Source organism: Pseudomonas maumuensis, assembly GCF_019139675.1.
GTDB lineage: Bacteria > Pseudomonadota > Gammaproteobacteria > Pseudomonadales > Pseudomonadaceae > Aquipseudomonas > Aquipseudomonas maumuensis.
Window position 1 is genome coordinate 3462642 of the sequence record NZ_CP077077.1, and the last position, 16650, is coordinate 3479291.

Below are 16650 nucleotides of genomic sequence, written 5' to 3' on the forward strand. Positions count from 1 at the left end.
GTGATCCCTCACGCCTGCGCCAGGTACTCGACCAACCGCCGCAGCATCGCATCGCAGCCACGCAATTGCTCGACACTGACGAACTCGTCAGGCTTGTGCCCCTGCTCCATGCTCCCCGGCCCGCAAACCACGGTGGCAATCCCCGCCTGGTCGAACAACCCGCCCTCGGTGCCGAACGCCACCGTGCCGAAGTCATCCGAGCCACTGAGCAACGCCACCAGTTGCGCAGCCTCACTGGCCGCAGGCGTGGCCAGCCCTGGGTAGGCGCTCAACGGCCGCAAGCGAATCGCACTGGCCGCATTGACGGCGCGCATGCGTGGCAGCAGCTCGGCCTCGGCGTAGGTTTGCAGCCGGTCGGCCACCGCTTGGGCCTCGAAGCCCGGCAAGGCACGTACTTCGAAGTCGAATTCGCATTCCTCGGGGACGATGTTCAGCGCTCTGCCACCGTTGATCACCCCGGTCTGCACCGTGGAGAACGGCGGGTCGAAGCGCCCGTCGTGATGCTCGGGACGGGCCAGCTCGTCACCGATGTCGCCCAGCTTGCCGATCAGCCGCGCCGCGTATTCTATGGCATTGACCCCATAGGGGGCATAGGCCGAATGGCAGGCGGCGCCCTGCACCTGGCAGCGCATGGCCAGTTTGCCCTTGTGGCCGAGCACCGGTTTGAGCTCGGTGGGCTCGCCGATCAGGCACAGGCGCGGCTTGTGCGGGCGTTGCGCCAACGCCGCCAACATCGAACGCACGCCCAGGCAGCCGACTTCCTCGTCGTAGGAGAACGCCAGGTGTACCGGCATCCTCAACGGCTGGGCGAGAAACGCCGGTACCGCCGCCAGCACCGAGGCGATGAAACCCTTCATGTCGGCCGTGCCACGGCCATACAGGCGCCCATCGCGCTCGCTCAGGCGAAACGGCTCGACGCTCCAGGCCTGGCCGTCGACCGGCACCACGTCGGTGTGCCCGGACAGCACCACGCCGCCTCGGTCGACAGGGCCTATCGTGGCGAACAGGTTGGCCTTGGTGCCTTCGTCGTTGTGGAACAGCTCGCTGTGAACGCCAAACCCGGCCAAGTAGTCGCGAATGAACGCGATCAGCTCCAGGTTGGAGTCGCGGCTCACGGTGGCAAAACCGACCAATCGCTCCAGCAGCGCGCGGCTGTCGACCTCACTCATCCCCAGGCACTCCGTAGCTGGGCGCGGCGGTAGGATTCAGTGCCCGGGTCACATAGTCCTGCATCTGCGGGCGATAGGCTTGCCACAGGGTGTCCAGTTCAGCGATCGGGTCCTGCTCGGTCCAGTCCACCCGCAGGTCAACCAAAGGCCAGGTCAGCTCGCCGGCGATCTTCAGCGCCGCCGAGTGGACCGGCCCGGCCTCGCCCCCGGCGGCCATCGCCGCGTGCATTGCCGCCAGCAGGCGGTCGGCCAGGTGGCCGCCGGCCTGCTCGAATGCCGTAACCATGGCCGCGATCACTGCCTGCGACGACAGCAGGTTGCCCGCCGCCGCGCATTGCTCGCCCGCCACCGCATTGTGCGTGCCCAGCGCCTCCTTGCCGGTGAATAGCGCCACCTGTCCGTGGCTGTCGATCACCGTGACCTGGCGGTACTCGCTCCAGCCATTGGCGCTCAGCACCCGGTCCAGCGCCGCGGCGGGCGGCAGCTGGCCTTGCTCCAGGGCATCGAGGATCTGCGGGCCGAGGGCTGGCAAGGTGATGTTCTGCGTGGCCACGGCACCGACCCCGGCACGTACCCACGGGCAACGGGCGCCGACGGCGATGCTCGATGAACTGATGGCGATGCCGACCTGGCCGGTTTCCTGGCAGCGGCCGATGATGGAGAAGGTCATGGTGCAGCTCCTGTGTTGAGTTACCGGCATTCTCGGCGGGCCAAGGCAACGGCGAAACCAACATTTTCCTCGGCACAGGGCAGGAAAAAACTATGGCGGCTCGGCGCGCAGCGGCGCTCATCCACCCTTCGCGAATTTATCGGCAAGCCCCAGCTAAATACTATTTTCGCGATTGCCCACCCATCCCTAGTCTGGCCCCAGGCAAAGGCGGTCCCCACCGACCTGAACAAGAACGCCGCTGAAGAAGAAGGGCTGGGACATGACACTGAACAACATCGAAATCGACACCCTCGTAGTCGGCGCCGGCCAGGCCGGCGTGGCCATGAGCGAACACCTGAGCAAGCTCGGCGTGCCGCACCTGGTGCTGGAGCGCAAGCGCATCGCCGAGGCCTGGCGCACCGGGCGCTGGGATTCGCTGGTGGCCAACGGGCCGGCCTGGCACGACCGCTTCCCGGGCCTTGAATTCGACCTCGACGCCGACGCCTTCGCCGGCAAGGACCAGGTCGCCGACTACTTCGAGCAGTACGTGCGCAAGTACAACCTGCCGGTGCGCACCGGTGTCGAGGTCAGGCAAGTGGTGCGCAACGCCGACCGTCCGGGCTTCACCATCGAAACCAACCAGGGCGTGATCCGCGCCAACCGCGTGGTGGCCGCCACCGGCCCGTTCCAGCGCCCGGTGATCCCGGCTATCGCGCCGAAAGACGACGGCCTGCACCAGATCCACTCCGCCGCCTACTACAACCCCGAGCAACTGCCTGCAGGCGCGGTGCTGGTGGTGGGCGCCGGCTCCTCTGGTGTGCAGATCGCCGAAGAGCTGATGCGCGCCGGGCGCCAGGTGTACCTGTCGGTAGGCGCCCACGACCGCCCGCCACGCAGCTACCGCAACCGTGACTTCTGCTGGTGGCTGGGCGTGCTCGGCGAATGGGATGCCGAGATCGCCAAGCCTGGCCGCGAGCACGTGACCATCGCCGTGTCCGGTGCCCGTGGCGGCCATACCGTGGACTTCCGCGCCCTCGCCCACCAGGGCATGACCCTGGTCGGCCTGACCCAGTCGTTCGAGGGCGGCGTGGCGCGCTTCCAGGACAACCTGGCCGAGAACATCAACCGTGGCGACGAGAACTACCTGGCCCTGCTGGACGCCGCCGACGCCTATGTCGAACGCAACGGCCTGGACCTGCCGCCGGAGCCCGAAGCGCGCAAGCGCCTGCCCGACCCGGCCTGCGTCAGCGACCCGCTGCGCGAGCTGGACCTGGCCCAGGCCAACGTCACCACCATCATCTGGGCCACCGGCTACGGCGTGGACTTCAGCTGGCTGCAGGTGGACGCCTTCGACGCCAACGGCAAGCCGCAGCACCAGCGTGGCGTGTCGAAAGAGCCAGGCGTGTACTTCCTCGGCCTGCCCTGGCTGTCGCGCCGCGGCTCGTCGTTCATCTGGGGCGTGTGGCACGACGCCAAGCACGTCGCCGGTCACATCGCCACCCAGCGCACCTACCTGGCCTACCGCGACCGCGAACAGCGCACGGCGGATGAGCAGCAACCCTCGATCAGCAACGTCAGCACCTTCGGAGCCCACTGATGCCTACTCATACTCGCATCCGCATGTTCAACACCAAGGCCACCTACCCCAACCAGACCCTGGACAACGACCTGTGCCAGGCGGTGCGCGCCGGCAACACCATCTACGTGCGCGGGCAGGTCGGCACCGATTTCGAGGGCCGCCTGGTCGGCCTGGGCGACCCGCAGGCGCAGGCCGAACAGGCGATGAAGAACGTCAAGCAGTTGCTTGAAGAGGCAGGCTCGGACCTGTCGCATATCGTCAAGACCACCACCTACATCACCGATCCGCGCTTCCGCGAACCGGTGTACAAGGAAGTGGGCAAGTGGCTCAAGGGCGTGTTCCCGATTTCCACCGGGCTGGTGGTGGCAGGGTTGGCGCAGGCCGAGTGGCTGATGGAGATCGATGTGATCGCGGTGGTGCCGGATCAGCTGTGATCGTCTGAAAAAGCAATCGCCGGCAAGCCGGCTCCCACAGGGATAGCACAGATCCTGTGGGAGCCGGCTTGCCGGCGATTGGAGTCAACGCTTTGTCATTGTCGGACGCCGCGCTCGGTACCTCCCATCTGCCCAAACCGCCCGGCCTGGAAATCATCGAACGATTCGGCGATCTCGGCCTGGCTGTTCATCACGAACGGGCCATACCCGACGATGGGCTCGTCGATCGGCTCGCCGCTGAGCAGCAGCACGCTGACGTCATCCAGCGCCTCGAGGCGCACACCGTCGCCGTCGCGCTCCAGCAATACCAGGCTGGCCGCACCGGCTTCGCGCTCATCGTTGACCCGCAGCGTGCCGCGCAGCACCACCAGCGCGGCATTGCGCCCGGCGGCCACCGGCAGTTGCAGCGTGGCACCCGCCTTCAGGCGCAGATCCCAGACGTCCATCTCGGTAAAGGTGCGTGCCGGCCCCTGCTGGTCAAGGTAACGCCCAGCGATCACCCGCAGGCTGCCCGCCTCGCCTTCCAGCGTCACCACAGGAATGTCGTTGGCCAACAGCGTCTGGTAGCCCGCTGCGGCGCGCTTGTCCCTGGCCGGCAGGTTGACCCACAGCTGCACCATCTCCAGCGTGCCGCCGCTACGGGCAAAGGCCGGGGAATGGAACTCCTCGTGGATGATGCCGCCCGCGGCGGTCATCCATTGCACGTCGCCCGGGCCGATCAGGCCGCCCGCGCCGGTGGAGTCGCGGTGCTCCAGTTCGCCCTGGTAGACGATGGTGACGGTCTCGAAACCGCGGTGCGGGTGCTGGCCGACGCCACGCCGGGCAGTGGTCGGAGCGAAGTCATGCGGGCCGGCATAATCCAGCAGCAGAAACGGGCTGATATGCCGCGCCAGATGGTCGTAGGTGAACAGGCTGCGCACCGGGAAGCCGTCGCCCACCCAGTGGGCGTTGGGGCTGCGGTGGATACCCTGGATCTTTTTCATGAGAAGCCTCCTGTTGATGGGTTACACCTTACAGATGAGGCCAATACTGCGGTAGATAGCTGAAATGGCATGGATCGTTCCACTTGTGGAACAGTGAAACGTATCGCGGGGGCAGGCCGCATCGGTATGCCGATGCAGCTTGCCCCCGCGATTGACGCCAGCGTCGATCAGGCGATCGCCGCGTCCACCAGCACTTGGGCTTCGGCCACCAGGCGCTTGAGGTGCGCCTCGTCGATAAAGCTTTCGGCGTAGATCTTGTAGATATCCTCGGTACCGGACGGCCGCGCGGCGAACCAGCCGTTCGCGGTCATCACCTTCAGGCCGCCGATGGCCTGGTTGTTACCCGGAGCATGGCTGAGGATCTGCTGGATCGGCTCGCCGGCAAGCTCGGTGGACTTGACCTGCTCCGGCGCCAGCTTGCTCAGCAGCGCCTTCTGCCGCGCGTCGGCCTTGGCCTCGACGCGAGTGGCGTACGGCTTGCCCAGTTTGGCGGTCAGGTCGGCGTAGATCTGACTCGGGTTGCGCCCGGTGCGGGCGGTCATCTCGGCCGCCAGCAGCGCCGGAATCAGGCCGTCCTTGTCGGTGGCCCAGACCGAGCCGTCCTTGCGCAGGAACGAGGCGCCGGCGCTTTCTTCGCCACCGAAGCCCAGCGAGCCGTCGAACAGACCCTGGGCGAAGAACTTGAAGCCCACCGGCACTTCATACAGCTCACGGCCCAGGCCCGCGGTGACGCGGTCGATCAGGCCGCTGGAAACCACGGTCTTGCCCACGGCGGCATCACTGCGCCATTGCGGGCGGTTGCGGTACAGGTAGTCGATGGCCACGGCGAGGTAGTTGTTCGGCTGCAGCAGGCCGTCGGCGGTGACGATACCGTGACGGTCGTGGTCCGGGTCGCAGGCGAAGGCCACGTCGAAGCGCTCGCGCAGGCCGATCAGGCCCTGCATGGCGTAAGGCGAGGATGGGTCCATGCGGATCTGCCCGTCCCAGTCGACGGTCATGAAGCGGAAGGTCGGATCGACCTCGGTGTTCACCACTTCCAGGTTCAGCTGGTAGCGCTCGGCGATGGCCGACCAGTAGCGCACGCCAGCGCCGCCCAGCGGGTCGACGCCCAGGCGCAGGTTGGCGCTGCGGATCACCTCGAAGTCGATGACGTTTTCCAGGTCGGCGACATAGCTGCTCACGTAGTCGTGGCGCTGGGTGGTCGGCGCCGCCAGCGCCTGCTGGTAGTCCATGCGCTTGACGCCAGCCAGGTTCGCCGCCAGCAGATCGTTGGCCTTGGCCTCGATCCACTTGGTCACGTCGCTGTCGGCCGGGCCACCGTTGGGCGGGTTGTACTTGAAGCCGCCGCTCTGCGGTGGGTTGTGCGACGGGGTGATGACGATACCGTCGGCCAGGCCCTGCTGGCGGCCACGGTTGTAGCAGAGAATGGCATGGGACACCGCCGGGGTCGGGGTGTACTCGTCGTCCTTGCTCAGCATCACCTGCACGCCATTGGCGGCCAGCACTTCCAGGGCGCTGGCGGCGGCCGGGGCGGACAACGCGTGGGTGTCGGCACCAATGAACAACGGGCCGTCGATGCCTTTCTCCTGGCGGTACAGGCAAATGGCCTGGGTGATCGCCAGCACGTGGTATTCGTTGAAGCTCAGTTCGAACGAAGTGCCGCGGTGGCCCGAGGTGCCGAAGGCCACGCGCTGGGCCGCCACCGCGGCGTCGGGACGGCCGGTGTAGTAAGCGGTCAACAGGCGGGGGATATCGACCAGCACGCTGGCCGGAGCCGGCTTGCCTGCCAAAGGACTGAGCGTCATGCGGAACCTCGAAATCAACGGATGTTGGTGTTGGAACGCGCAGTGTACTGGGAGTTTCGGCGCCAGGCGATGGGGCGTTCACGCAAGCTGCCACCAGCCGGGGAACATCTGCCGCACCCGCGGTTCGGCAAAGCGCTCGTCGATCAGCACCAGCACGCCGCGGTCGTGGTCGCCGCGGATCACCCGGCCGGCGGCCTGGATCACCTTGCGCACCCCCGGATAGAGATACGCATAGTCGAAACCGGCACCGAACTGCCGGCCCAGGCGCTGCTTGAACTGCTCGTTGACCGGATTGACCTGGGGCAGGCCGAGGGTGGCGACGAAGGCGCCGATCAGGCGGGTGCCCGGCAGGTCGACGCCCTCGCCGAAGGCGCCACCGAGCACGGCGAAGCCCACCCCCTGCCCGTGCTCCACGAAGCGCGCAAGGAAGGCCTCGCGGCTAGCCTCGTCCATCCCGGGGGACTGGCACCAGATGGGTAGCGCCGGATAGCGTTCGGCCAGCAGCCGCGCCACCTGCTCGAGGTACTCGAAGCTGCTGAAGAAGGCCAGGTAGTTGCCCGGCTGGCCGGCGAACTGGGCGGCGATCAGCTCGACGATCGGCGCCAGTGAGGCCTGGCGCTGCTGGTAGCGGGTGGATACCTCGCTGACGATGCGCACCTGCAACTGCTCGGCGCGAAACGGCGCGGCGACCTCCAGCCAGGCAGTATCGGCCGGCATGCCCAGCAGGTCGCTGTAGAAGTGCCGAGGATTGAGCGTGGCGGAAAACAGCGTGACGCTGCGCGCCGCGCTCATGCGCGGGCCCAGCAGCCGGGCAGGCACCACGTTGCGCAGGCACAACGTGGCCAGGCGCCGCCCACGGGGGCCGTTGCGCGGGCTGATATCGAACAGGAAGTGCTCGTCGAACAACTCGGCGATACGGCTGAACTGCAAGGCCTGGAAGTAGAACTCCAGCACCTTGGGCTCGACCTCGGCGGGCGCCTGGTTCATGCGTTCCTGGATCAGCCCGATGCATTGCTGCAGGGCACGCAGGAAAGCATCGGGCAACTGCTCGCTGGCCTGGTACGGTGCGACCTGCGCCTTGTACAACGCATTCCATTGTCGATTCAGCCGGTCGAGGGCGCTGCCGAGCCCGGCCGGCTTGCCCTGGCGCAGCGCCAGCAACTGGCCCTGGTCGAGGCTGGCGCTGTACATCTGCCGCCCGCGCTCGACCAGGTTGTGCGCCTCGTCCACCAGCACCGCCGTGCGCCACTGGTTGGCCTGGGCCAGGCCGAACAGCAGCGCATGGGCGTCGAAGTAGTAGTTGTAGTCGGCCACCAGCAGGTCGACCCAGCGCGCCATCTCCTGCCCCAGGTAATAGGGGCAGACCTGGTGCGCCAGCGCTACCTCGCGCAAGCTGGCACGGTCGAGCAGCGGCACCTGCGCAGCGGCCTCACGGGCGGCGGGCAAACGGTCGTAGAAACCTCGCGCCAAGGGGCAGGACTCGCCATGGCAGGCGTTTTGCGGATACTCGCAGGCCTTGTCGCGGGCGATCAGCTCGAGGCTGCGCAAGGCCGGTTGCGGCGACGCCTGGGTGATCTGGCGCAGCGCATCGAGGGCCAGGGCACGCCCCGGGGTCTTGGCCGTGAGGAAGTAGAGTTTGTCCAACTGCTGCGGCACCACGGCCTTGAGCAGCGGAAACAGCGTGCCGAGGGTCTTGCCGATGCCGGTGCTGGCCTGGGCCATCAGGCAACGGCCGGTGCTCACCGCCTTGTACAGGGTCTCGGCCAGTTGCCGCTGGCCTTGACGGAACGCAGGGTAAGGAAAGGTCAGGGCCTGCAGCCCCCGGTCACGTTCGGTCAGGCGTTGCTCCTGCGCCTGCGCCCAGGCCAGGAAGCGTTGGCATTGGGCCTCGAAAAAGCGCCTGAGGTCGTCGGCGTCGTAATGCTCACTGATCACGGTCTGGCCGTCGCTGTCGACGTCCAGATAGACCAGCGCCACGTCGATCGCCGGCAATTGCCGCGCCTGGCACAGCAGCCAGGCGTAGACCTTGGCCTGGGCCCAGTGCAGTTGGCGGTGATTGTCAGGCTGGCGGGCGAGGTCGCCGCGGTGGGTCTTGATCTCTTCCAGCCGGTTGCGTGCCGGGTCGTAGCCATCGGCACGGCCGCGCACCCTCAGGCCTTGGTATTCACCCTCCAGCACCACCTCCGACTCATAGCCGGCGCCGCGCTTGGCCACCACCCGGCGGTGCCCGGCAATACCTTCCTGGGCACTGGGCGACGGCGTGAAGCGCAGGTCGAGGTCGCCGACCTTGGCGCTGAATTCGCACAGGGCGCGCACGGCCACGGTGTAGCTCATGCCGGCGTGGCCTGCCAGCGCACGTGGCAGACCGCCACCGGCAGCCCGTGGACGTGGCAGAACTCGAGCCAGCGCAGCTGGTTGTCCTGCAGGCGGTCGCCCGGCGCCTTGACCTCGACCATGCGATAGCCGCCCTGCCCCGGCCAGAACTGGATAAGGTCGGGCATGCCGGCGCGGTTGGCGCGGATGTCCTGCAGCAAACGCAGGAAGCAGGCTTTCAAATGTTCGGGCGGCAAGTGCTCGAGTGCCTGTTCGAGCAGTGGCTCGTCGAGCATCTGCCAGAACACGAACGGCGACTGCAGACCTTGCTTGGCCGCATGGCAGTCGCGGATGGCCTGGCGGTAGCTGCCATCGTCCAGGCGCCCCAGGCAGGTGTCGAACAGTACGCCGCGACGCTGCTGGAAATCGCTGTCGTGCAGGTCTTGCGGCCCGGCCTGGAATGGATTGAAGAAAGCGCCTGGTATCGGTGCGAAGATCGCCTCCCAGCACAGCAGGCCGAACAGGCTGTTGAACAAGGTGTTCTCGACGTAGTGGACAACGCCGCCGTCCTGTTCCAGATGCTGGCGCACCGCCTCCTCCACCCCCAGTGCCGCCATCGCGGCGGGCAGTTCCAGCTCGATGAGCGTGACCGCGCTCGTGCGCCGACGCGGTTGTGGCGGGCCACCGAGCTTGCGCGCCAGGCGTGGCAGCATGCGCTCCAGTGCCTGGCGCTCCAACGCGTTGGCAGGCGCCTGGGCCATGGCCTGGGCCAATCCGAGTGCCGGCTGCCACTGCTCGCTGCGCTCGTATACCCGGACCTGACGGATGCGCGCCTCGGGGTGGGCACAGTCGGCATAGACCTGCAACGCCAGCTCCCAGTCGCCAGCGCGCTCGCATTGCTGGCCGATACTGAACAGCAGCCGCGCCCGACGTCGGACCAGCCAGGGGTTGCTGTGGTCCAGGCCCGCGAGTGCCGCAAGCAGTTCGGCGGGCGCGGCGCCCTGCTCGAGGCGCTCGGCGCACTGGTGCAGGGCCATGGCCAGGTCAACCTCGCTACGCTGGCGCAAGGCTCGCGAATCGGCGCTGAACGCCACCTGTTCGTAACGGAACACGCCCAGGTCGGCGAGCACGAAGTCGGACCAGCTCTGGTACAGGTTGCCAAAGAACAACAGGCGCAAGCGGTCGCATAACGGCTGTCGGCTCCAGTGCAGGATCAGCGTCGGGAAATCGGGGCACCACTGGGCCAGGGGCCTGGGCTCCAGTTCGAGAGCCTGCAACTGTTCCAGCAAGTCGGCTTTGCTGGCCCTGGGCCGGGGAACTGTCCCGGTGAAAAGCCCGGCCAGCTCGTCCTTACGCAACAACGCCCACAGTTGCTCGACGGCCAACGGTGCGTCAGCTGTCACCCAGCCCAATACCAGCAACGGCGCCAGGGCCGCGTCGGTATCGCCGATCTCGGCGTAGTCGAGCTTGTCACGGCGAAACCACTCGCCCTTGCGCATGACCATGCGCACCAGCAACGCCTGCGCGGGCACCGGCAGCTCGCTGAACACCCGGATGAAACTGTGCTCGTCATGGTCCAACAGGTCGGCGTAGCGTCGCCCGACCCAGCTCAGGACCTGACGGAAGTTAAACAGGTAGTACAAAGGGTCGTCGACGGAATGGGCGATCACGGTGCGGGTCGGATGCGGGGAACGTGTACTGGTTATACATACAGACAACCTGCGAGGGCAAGCGTGCTGGATCAACGGTCACGCCATCACCAACGCTGGTCTCGTTACGCTGTGAAAGTCGACGTAGCAGGCTGGACGGCCCGGGACCACGTTGAATTCTGGCAGCGTTGATTATTTGGCAGCCTGCAATCGTAGGTAACCGCCGTACGGGCTGGCTGGCAGAGGTCGCAGCCACAGGTCGCGCTGCCCCAGTAAACGGAACAGCCGCCGCGCCTGGCTGCCGAGCGTGCCAGCATACAGCGCCCGCAATTGCGTAAGCTGCAGCCCGCTGGTGTCCACCAGCCACTGACTGACAGGTTCCGGACAGGGCCGGCCCTGCAAGGCGCGATGCAAGTAGGGCAACGCCACGCGCATGCCGGGGTGGCAGCGCAGTACGAAGGTCTCGAGGTTATGCCCCTGCGCGTCGAACGGGGTGAACAGTTGGCAGACCAGCTGCGCTTCGCTCACGCCATAGGCCGCAAGCAACCGAGCCTGCGCCTCGTCACGCAAGACTCGACCGTGGGGCCAGGGCACCGAAGGCTGGCGCAAGCGCTGGTAGAACGCCTGCGCGCCCTCGCGGTAGGTACGCTGTTCGAGGTGCTGGGTCTTGAGTCCGTGCAGGTGGGCCAGTGGCAGGGGGTCGAATAACCCTGCCGGACCTTGGGCCTGACAGGCCTGCATCTCCAGCCGCCCGAGCATGCGGTCGAGGCTCCCGCTGTCATCGGGGTGGCGCAGCAGGTCCTCCACCGTCATCAGGTGCGGGTCGCCACAGGGTGGCTGGTGCATGGGCGGTACAGGCGGTTGCCAAGGGTCGGCCAGCACCTTGCCCAGTTGTTCAAGGCCGGCGACCAGGACGTTGTGGGGTGTCAGGGAATGCGCGACCTCCCCGGTTTGCCGCAGGCAACGCCGTCCCCAGGCCAGCAGGCGGTGGCGCTGGGCGAGCGGCACGGCACTGATCAGTATCTGCTCCCCGGCTTGCCCACCCAGCACTTGCGCAAGACTGGTTCCCATATCCAGATACCCCCTGGCCCCGAGCAAAGCGTCCGGCTGCCCCCCGACGAGGTGTCCGAACAACAGCCAGGCGTTACCCGCGGCGCTCAACTGTTCGGCCGAACAGGCCTGGCGGGCGCCGAACGGCCCAAGCTGACCACCATCGGCACGCAACAGCTCCACCCGCGGGTCGTCATGCAGGAACAGGGCACTGAAGCAACGATCGTGAAGGGCCAGAGCGGCGTCATCAAGGGTGGGCAATCGGGCCGCCAGCACCCGCAGGTGGAAGGTGGTGGCATGGCGAATGGCGATACTCAGTTGCGCGGCCCGCAGGCAGGCCAGCAAATGCGCGCTGCGCCGGTCCACGCCGTGCAGGGCCAAGACCCGCACGTTGCCGATGTGCTCCTGGCCACCGGCGATGACCAACAGGCGCTGGACCAGCAACTGCACTGAGGCGCGCTGGGCCTGGGTCATGTGCTCCAACAGACGCTGCAAGACCTGCTGGTAGATATAGTGCATCGCTTGGTCGTGGGTCTCGGTCATGCTATCGCTCCATCTCCCTGACGGCTTCGAAATGAAGTCCGATTCTGGCAGATGAATAACTGACCGAGCTTGAAGGAAGCTTCCCAAAGGGTGGTAGGACGATTAGCTATGTCTAGCTGGGAAGGTAAATACCCAAGTCCGCCCCTGCAGACCGGACGTCATGCCGAATCTGCAGAGGCGGCTTTACCCCGGCTGGCGTCGGTAACGTCAGCCCTGGCTGCCCATATCCAGTACCACCCGTCCACCGCAAGGGCAGGCGTCCATATGCCGGTGTGCCTCGACCACTTGCTCGAACGGATACACCTTGATGATCTGCGGCGTCAGCAGCTGGTCAGCGGTGAACTGGTTGATATCGCGCAAAGCCCGCTGCAAGGCCACCTGGTCCTGGGTGATGCCCAACTCTGGCTTACCAGTGAAGTTACCGATGCAATGCACATGAAATTGGATGTTCTTCTGGAACGCCGCGCAGGCCGGGAACGGTGTCTGGTTGCCGCCTTGCAGGCCATACAGCACCAGGCTGCCGCGCGGAGCCAGGACATCGCCGAGCAGCGACATCTGCGGGCCGCCCATGCCGTCGAGGACCATGTCAACGCCACGGCCATCGGTGTACTTGCCGATCTGCATCAGCAGATCCTGCTCCTCGGTGACGATCACCTTATCCGCACCCAGGCCCAGCAGGTATTCACGCTGCTCCGGCTCCTTGGTGGCGGCGAACACTCTCAGCCCCAGGGCCTTGCCCAACTGCACGAAGGCCGGCCCGGCGCAGTGGCTGGCGTCGGTGACCAGCGCGGTCTGCCCGGCCTTTGCCCGGGCCAGATCGACATAGGCGAAGTAGGCGATCAGCAGCGGGGTGTAATGCACGCTGGCCTCGATCGGGGTCAGCACATCCGGGTAGCGAGTGATGGCGCTGCGCGGCAGCACGATCACGTCGCCGTACACCGGGTGGTCGTTGGGGCTGGTGGCTGGGAAGCTGGCGACCCGGTCGCCCACCGCAATATCGTCCACACCCTCGCCGACCGCGATGACCACGCCGGCCATTTCATGGCCGATGCCCGCCGGCAACCGCGCCTGAGAGGGCGCCAGGTTCTGCCGCCAGAGCACGTCGTACCAACTGATGCCGATCGCCTCAACGCGAATCTGCACTTCGCCGGTAGCCGGAGACGGTTCGGCCTGCTCCTCGCAGCGGAGCACATCGGCCTGGCCGAACTTGTGGAAACGGATCATGCGGGACATCGCATACCTCGCCTTTGTGAATCTCGTATTACCACGGACTTTATCCGGGCTTTCACGGTTGGGCCATCAGTGGCTGTTAATAGTCGACATGCCTGTCATTGATTGGGCCCCTGACAAATCTGTGCATTGGCACCCGGAAATCGGTGCAGGGTACCAGCCTTTGGCCTTAAGATTCACCCCTGCCCCACTTCTGGCGAGCCGCATCGAATGAATCGTAACGACTTGCGTCGCGTAGACCTCAACCTGCTGATCGTGTTCGAAACGCTCATGCACGAACGCAGCGTGACCCGCGCCGCCGAGAAACTGTTCCTCGGCCAGCCGGCGATCAGCGCCGCGCTGTCGCGCCTGCGCAACCTGTTCGACGATCCGCTGTTCGTGCGTACCGGCCGCAGCATGGAGCCGTCGGCGCGCGCCCACGAGATCTTCGCCTTGCTGTCACCAGCGCTGGACTCGATCTCCACCGCCGTCAGCCGCGCCGCCGAGTTCGACCCGGCTACCAGTAACGCGGTGTTCCGCATTGGTCTGTCGGACGATGCCGAGTTCGCCCTGCTGCCCCAGCTGCTCAAGCGCATCCGCGCCGAGGCGCCCGGCATCGTGCTGGTGGTGCGCCGGGTCAACTACCTGCTGATGCCCACCCTGCTGGCCTCGGGCGAAATCTCGGTGGGCGTTAGCTACACCAGCGACCTGCCGGCCAACGCCAAGCGCAAGGTACTGCGCCGCAGCATGCCCAAGCTGCTGCGCGCCGACAGCATGCCCGGCAACATTACCCTGGACGACTTCTGCGCCCGGCCCCATGCACTGGTGTCGTTTGCAGGCGACTTGTCAGGCTTCATCGACGAGGCGCTGGAGGAGATCGGCCGCAAGCGCCATGTGGTGCTGGCCGTGCCGCAGTTCAACGGCTTGGGAAGCTTGCTGGCGGGGACCGATATCGTCGCCACCGTGCCGGACTACACCGCCGATGCGCTCACGGCGGCAGGCGGCCTGCGGGCCGAGGACCTGCCGCTGCAGGTGCGCAGCTTCGAGCTGCACATGGCTTGGCGCGGGGCGCAAGACAACGATCCGGCAGAGCGGTGGTTGAGGTCGCGGATACAGATGTTCTTCGGGGATCCCGATAGTCTGTGACCCCTGCCCCACTGAGTAACGGCTTTGCCTTGAGAGCTGCCGACGCGCAGCGGCCTACGGCTAGTGGGCAAAGCGCTGCCGACTGAAGGCCGGAACTTGTACTTGCAGCGACTGGCCTGCTATTGCTCGGGCCAGACAACCGCCCAATGCAGGTGCGAACTTGAAGCCATGCCCAGAACAGGCCGAGACATAGAACACACCTGGAAGCTCCTTTGATTCGCCTAATATGAACGCTTCGTCCGGTGTCAGGGTGTACACGCACTTGCGGGACGCATAGGGATGAGCGATGAGATCGGGGAAGATGCGATCCACGCACGCTGACATTTCAGCGATCTGCACGTCGCTAACCGGCTCCAATTGTGTGCCCAGGTCCAGTGCTGATTGCTGATGATTGTGGAACCCAATCTTGATGCCCGGCTCGGCATTGTCGATTTGCGGTGTGCCGTACAGCAGGCGACCGTCCTCGAGCTCATAGAGAAACGCTGGGAAGTTCGAAAATCGGTGCTCCACCCCCGGTTTGAATGCACACCAGTAAATCGGCACGCTGCGAGGTTGCAACAACCCGACAAGGTCGGGAATCAGAGCGTCTGCCAAACTGGCGCCAGTCGCCAACACCAGCTTTTGCGTGCGCACTTGTTGACCATCGGCCAGGCGTAGTACGAGCCCGTCCGAAACCAGGGTAATTTCCTGTACGGTGCTACCGAAGCGAATTTCAGCACCATGAGCCACTGCCTGGTTCAGCATTTGCAGCCGAGCATCGTCTGCAGCGATGGTGAATGCGCCTTTCTCGAACACCGCCTCCATGTGCTCATCGGCACGAAAGACTGGAAACCTGGCCTCAACCTCAGCTGCGGTCAGACACTGATGCGCAATGTTGCCGGCCTTCGCGGTCGCTACGCTGCCTGAAATCACCCCTGAACGAATCGGTCCGACGAACAGCCCTCCACTACGGTGCAACAAAGGCCGGTGGCAACTCGCTTGCAGCTCACGCCAGCCGAGGTCTGCTTCTGCCAGCAACGGCAGGTAGTCGGAACCCTCCCAGTAAGCCTGACGAAAAATCCGCGAACCACCGTAGGAACTGCCATACAGGTTGATTGGCGCTCTGGCCTCGAGCCCTAGGACACCTTGCTGCTGCTGAGCCAGGCGCCACAACGTGGCGCTACCCACAACTCCCAGGCCGACGACCACGGCACTATAGGTTTTAAGCATCTTCGACAACTCCTTTTGCCTTGAAGAAAACGGTATTGAGTAACGGTTCGAGTATTACCAGGAGCATGGCCAAGGCGATAAATGCAAACGCCAGTAATGCGCCATGGGAAGGCATCTGCTTATAGAAGATCAGCGCAACGAAGAATTGAGTCAGCGGTAGCACGAACTGCATCAACCCCATGATGCTCAGGGGCAGACGCCGAGCGGCGAACGAAAACAGGGCCAGCGGCAACAGTGATACTGCACCGCAAAGCAACAGGAGCCCTTTGTCACCAGTGTCCAAGGCTGCGATATCTGCCAGCGGGGTGCTCATCCATATGATGAACGGCACCAGTAACAAGCCCAGCACAAGTGATTCGAGAAACAGTCCCGACCACGGCGGCAAACGGGCCAGCTTCTTGAGCCAGGTGTAGCCGCCCCACGTCATCCCAATAACCAAGAACACCCGGCTATCCAGCCCACCGGTTTCGAAAAGCAAATAGATAACGCTGCCTATTACCAATGCTAATGACAATCCGCGTGGCAGGGACATTCGTTCACGATACAGCAGCAAGCCCAGCGAGATCCCCAGAACCGGCGCGATCAGGTAGCCCAGGCCGCTTTCCAGCACGTGCCCATGGATTGAAGCCCATATGAACGTCCCCCAGTTAGCGGCAACCAGCAGCGCTGCCCCACCGTGCAGGAGAATGTCGCGTCGAGTCAGGCCGCACAGCAGAGGTACGAACTCTTTACGCGCAGCAAGTAGCAGCGTGACACAGAGCAATGAGATCAACACCCTACAGCCGAGCAACGTCAGCGCCGGTAAGGTTGCGAGAGCCTTCCAGTAAAGGGACGACAGCCCAAGCAGGCAGTTCGACGCCAGCGCAGCAGACAATCCCGCTGCCGCGGCAAAGGGTTTTCCGGCCATGGTGG

At 65.3% G+C, this 16650-nt stretch carries 13 protein-coding genes; 3 read left to right on the forward strand and 10 right to left on the reverse strand.

The features are described 5' to 3' along the window. Positions 1-8: 8 nt before the first annotated feature. Both argE and KSS90_RS15365 read right to left on the reverse strand, forming a co-directional pair. The gene (gene argE / locus KSS90_RS15360; RefSeq protein WP_217866251.1) at positions 9-1169 is read right to left on the reverse strand and encodes an acetylornithine deacetylase; all 1161 of its coding nucleotides are present in this window, start codon (positions 1167-1169) and stop codon (positions 9-11) included. Further along, the gene (locus tag KSS90_RS15365; protein ID WP_046855919.1) at positions 1162-1839 is read right to left on the reverse strand and encodes a DUF1028 domain-containing protein; all 678 of its coding nucleotides are present in this window, start codon (positions 1837-1839) and stop codon (positions 1162-1164) included. Before KSS90_RS15365 ends, argE begins: the two co-directional genes overlap by 8 nt. Positions 1840-2098: 259 nt before the next feature. Between KSS90_RS15365 and KSS90_RS15370 the strand changes: the two genes are divergently transcribed. Together KSS90_RS15370 and KSS90_RS15375 are read left to right on the forward strand one after the other, a co-directional pair. Beyond that, positions 2099-3415, forward strand: a complete 1317-nt coding sequence (locus KSS90_RS15370) for a flavin-containing monooxygenase (protein ID WP_217866252.1) — start codon at positions 2099-2101, stop codon at positions 3413-3415. Beyond that, positions 3415-3831, forward strand: coding sequence for a RidA family protein (locus KSS90_RS15375; protein ID WP_023632135.1), 417 nt, complete (start codon positions 3415-3417; stop codon positions 3829-3831). The genes KSS90_RS15370 and KSS90_RS15375 overlap by 1 nt, the downstream gene beginning before the upstream one ends. 95 nt (positions 3832-3926) lie before the next feature. On the opposite strand, the gene KSS90_RS15380 is transcribed toward KSS90_RS15375, so the two are convergent. The 6 genes from KSS90_RS15380 to KSS90_RS15405 form a co-directional block, all read right to left on the reverse strand. Next, positions 3927-4814: a pirin family protein gene (locus tag KSS90_RS15380; protein ID WP_217866253.1), complete on the reverse strand. Its 888-nt coding sequence runs from the start codon at positions 4812-4814 to the stop codon at positions 3927-3929. Between the two features lie 167 nt (positions 4815-4981). Beyond that, on the reverse strand, positions 4982-6619 hold the full coding sequence (pgm, locus tag KSS90_RS15385; RefSeq protein WP_217866254.1) for a phosphoglucomutase (alpha-D-glucose-1,6-bisphosphate-dependent): 1638 nt from the start codon (positions 6617-6619) through the stop codon (positions 4982-4984). 78 nt (positions 6620-6697) lie between these two features. Further along, positions 6698-8953 carry an ATP-dependent DNA helicase gene (locus KSS90_RS15390; protein ID WP_217866255.1) on the reverse strand — a complete coding sequence of 752 codons (2256 nt, stop codon included), beginning with the start codon at positions 8951-8953 and terminating at the stop codon, positions 6698-6700. Beyond that, positions 8950-10602, reverse strand: a complete 1653-nt coding sequence (locus tag KSS90_RS15395) for a VRR-NUC domain-containing protein (RefSeq protein WP_217866256.1) — start codon at positions 10600-10602, stop codon at positions 8950-8952. The genes KSS90_RS15390 and KSS90_RS15395 overlap by 4 nt, the downstream gene beginning before the upstream one ends. A 171-nt stretch (positions 10603-10773) precedes the next feature. Continuing rightward, positions 10774-12174, reverse strand: a complete 1401-nt coding sequence (locus KSS90_RS15400) for a hypothetical protein (RefSeq protein WP_217866257.1) — start codon at positions 12172-12174, stop codon at positions 10774-10776. A 207-nt stretch (positions 12175-12381) separates the two neighbouring features. Next, a complete protein-coding gene (locus tag KSS90_RS15405; RefSeq protein ID WP_217866258.1) occupies positions 12382-13407 on the reverse strand; it encodes a zinc-dependent alcohol dehydrogenase family protein in 1026 nt (341 codons plus the stop codon). 207 nt (positions 13408-13614) lie between these two features. Between KSS90_RS15405 and KSS90_RS15410 the strand changes: the two genes are divergently transcribed. Further along, entirely contained in the window at positions 13615-14529 is a 915-nt protein-coding gene (locus KSS90_RS15410; RefSeq protein WP_225933088.1) for a LysR family transcriptional regulator, read from the forward strand. A gap of 60 nt (positions 14530-14589) precedes the next feature. Here the strand turns inward: KSS90_RS15410 and solA are convergent, their stop codons facing one another. Together solA and KSS90_RS15420 are read right to left on the reverse strand one after the other, a co-directional pair. Next, complete coding sequence (solA, locus tag KSS90_RS15415; protein WP_217866259.1) at positions 14590-15738, reverse strand: N-methyl-L-tryptophan oxidase; 1149 nt, start codon at positions 15736-15738, stop codon at positions 14590-14592. Next, a complete protein-coding gene (locus KSS90_RS15420) occupies positions 15731-16645 on the reverse strand; it encodes an EamA family transporter (protein ID WP_217866260.1) in 915 nt (304 codons plus the stop codon). Before KSS90_RS15420 ends, solA begins: the two co-directional genes overlap by 8 nt. Positions 16646-16650: the final 5 nt, after the last annotated feature.

What these genes read in the sequence shown, in the direction of transcription:
- argE (WP_217866251.1), bottom strand. Translation starts at nt 1,169, where the DNA reads ATGAGTGAGGTCGACAGCCGCGCGCTGCTGGAGCGATTGGTCGGTTTT.
- KSS90_RS15365 (WP_046855919.1), bottom strand. Translation starts at nt 1,839, where the DNA reads ATGACCTTCTCCATCATCGGCCGCTGCCAGGAAACCGGCCAGGTCGGC.
- KSS90_RS15370 (WP_217866252.1), top strand. Translation starts at nt 2,099, where the DNA reads ATGACACTGAACAACATCGAAATCGACACCCTCGTAGTCGGCGCCGGC.
- KSS90_RS15375 (WP_023632135.1), top strand. Translation starts at nt 3,415, where the DNA reads ATGCCTACTCATACTCGCATCCGCATGTTCAACACCAAGGCCACCTAC.
- KSS90_RS15380 (WP_217866253.1), bottom strand. Translation starts at nt 4,814, where the DNA reads ATGAAAAAGATCCAGGGTATCCACCGCAGCCCCAACGCCCACTGGGTG.
- pgm (WP_217866254.1), bottom strand. Translation starts at nt 6,619, where the DNA reads ATGACGCTCAGTCCTTTGGCAGGCAAGCCGGCTCCGGCCAGCGTGCTG.
- KSS90_RS15390 (WP_217866255.1), bottom strand. Translation starts at nt 8,953, where the DNA reads ATGAGCTACACCGTGGCCGTGCGCGCCCTGTGCGAATTCAGCGCCAAG.
- KSS90_RS15400 (WP_217866257.1), bottom strand. Translation starts at nt 12,174, where the DNA reads ATGACCGAGACCCACGACCAAGCGATGCACTATATCTACCAGCAGGTC.
- KSS90_RS15405 (WP_217866258.1), bottom strand. Translation starts at nt 13,407, where the DNA reads ATGTCCCGCATGATCCGTTTCCACAAGTTCGGCCAGGCCGATGTGCTC.
- KSS90_RS15410 (WP_225933088.1), top strand. Translation starts at nt 13,615, where the DNA reads ATGAATCGTAACGACTTGCGTCGCGTAGACCTCAACCTGCTGATCGTG.
- solA (WP_217866259.1), bottom strand. Translation starts at nt 15,738, where the DNA reads ATGCTTAAAACCTATAGTGCCGTGGTCGTCGGCCTGGGAGTTGTGGGT.
- KSS90_RS15420 (WP_217866260.1), bottom strand. Translation starts at nt 16,645, where the DNA reads ATGGCCGGAAAACCCTTTGCCGCGGCAGCGGGATTGTCTGCTGCGCTG.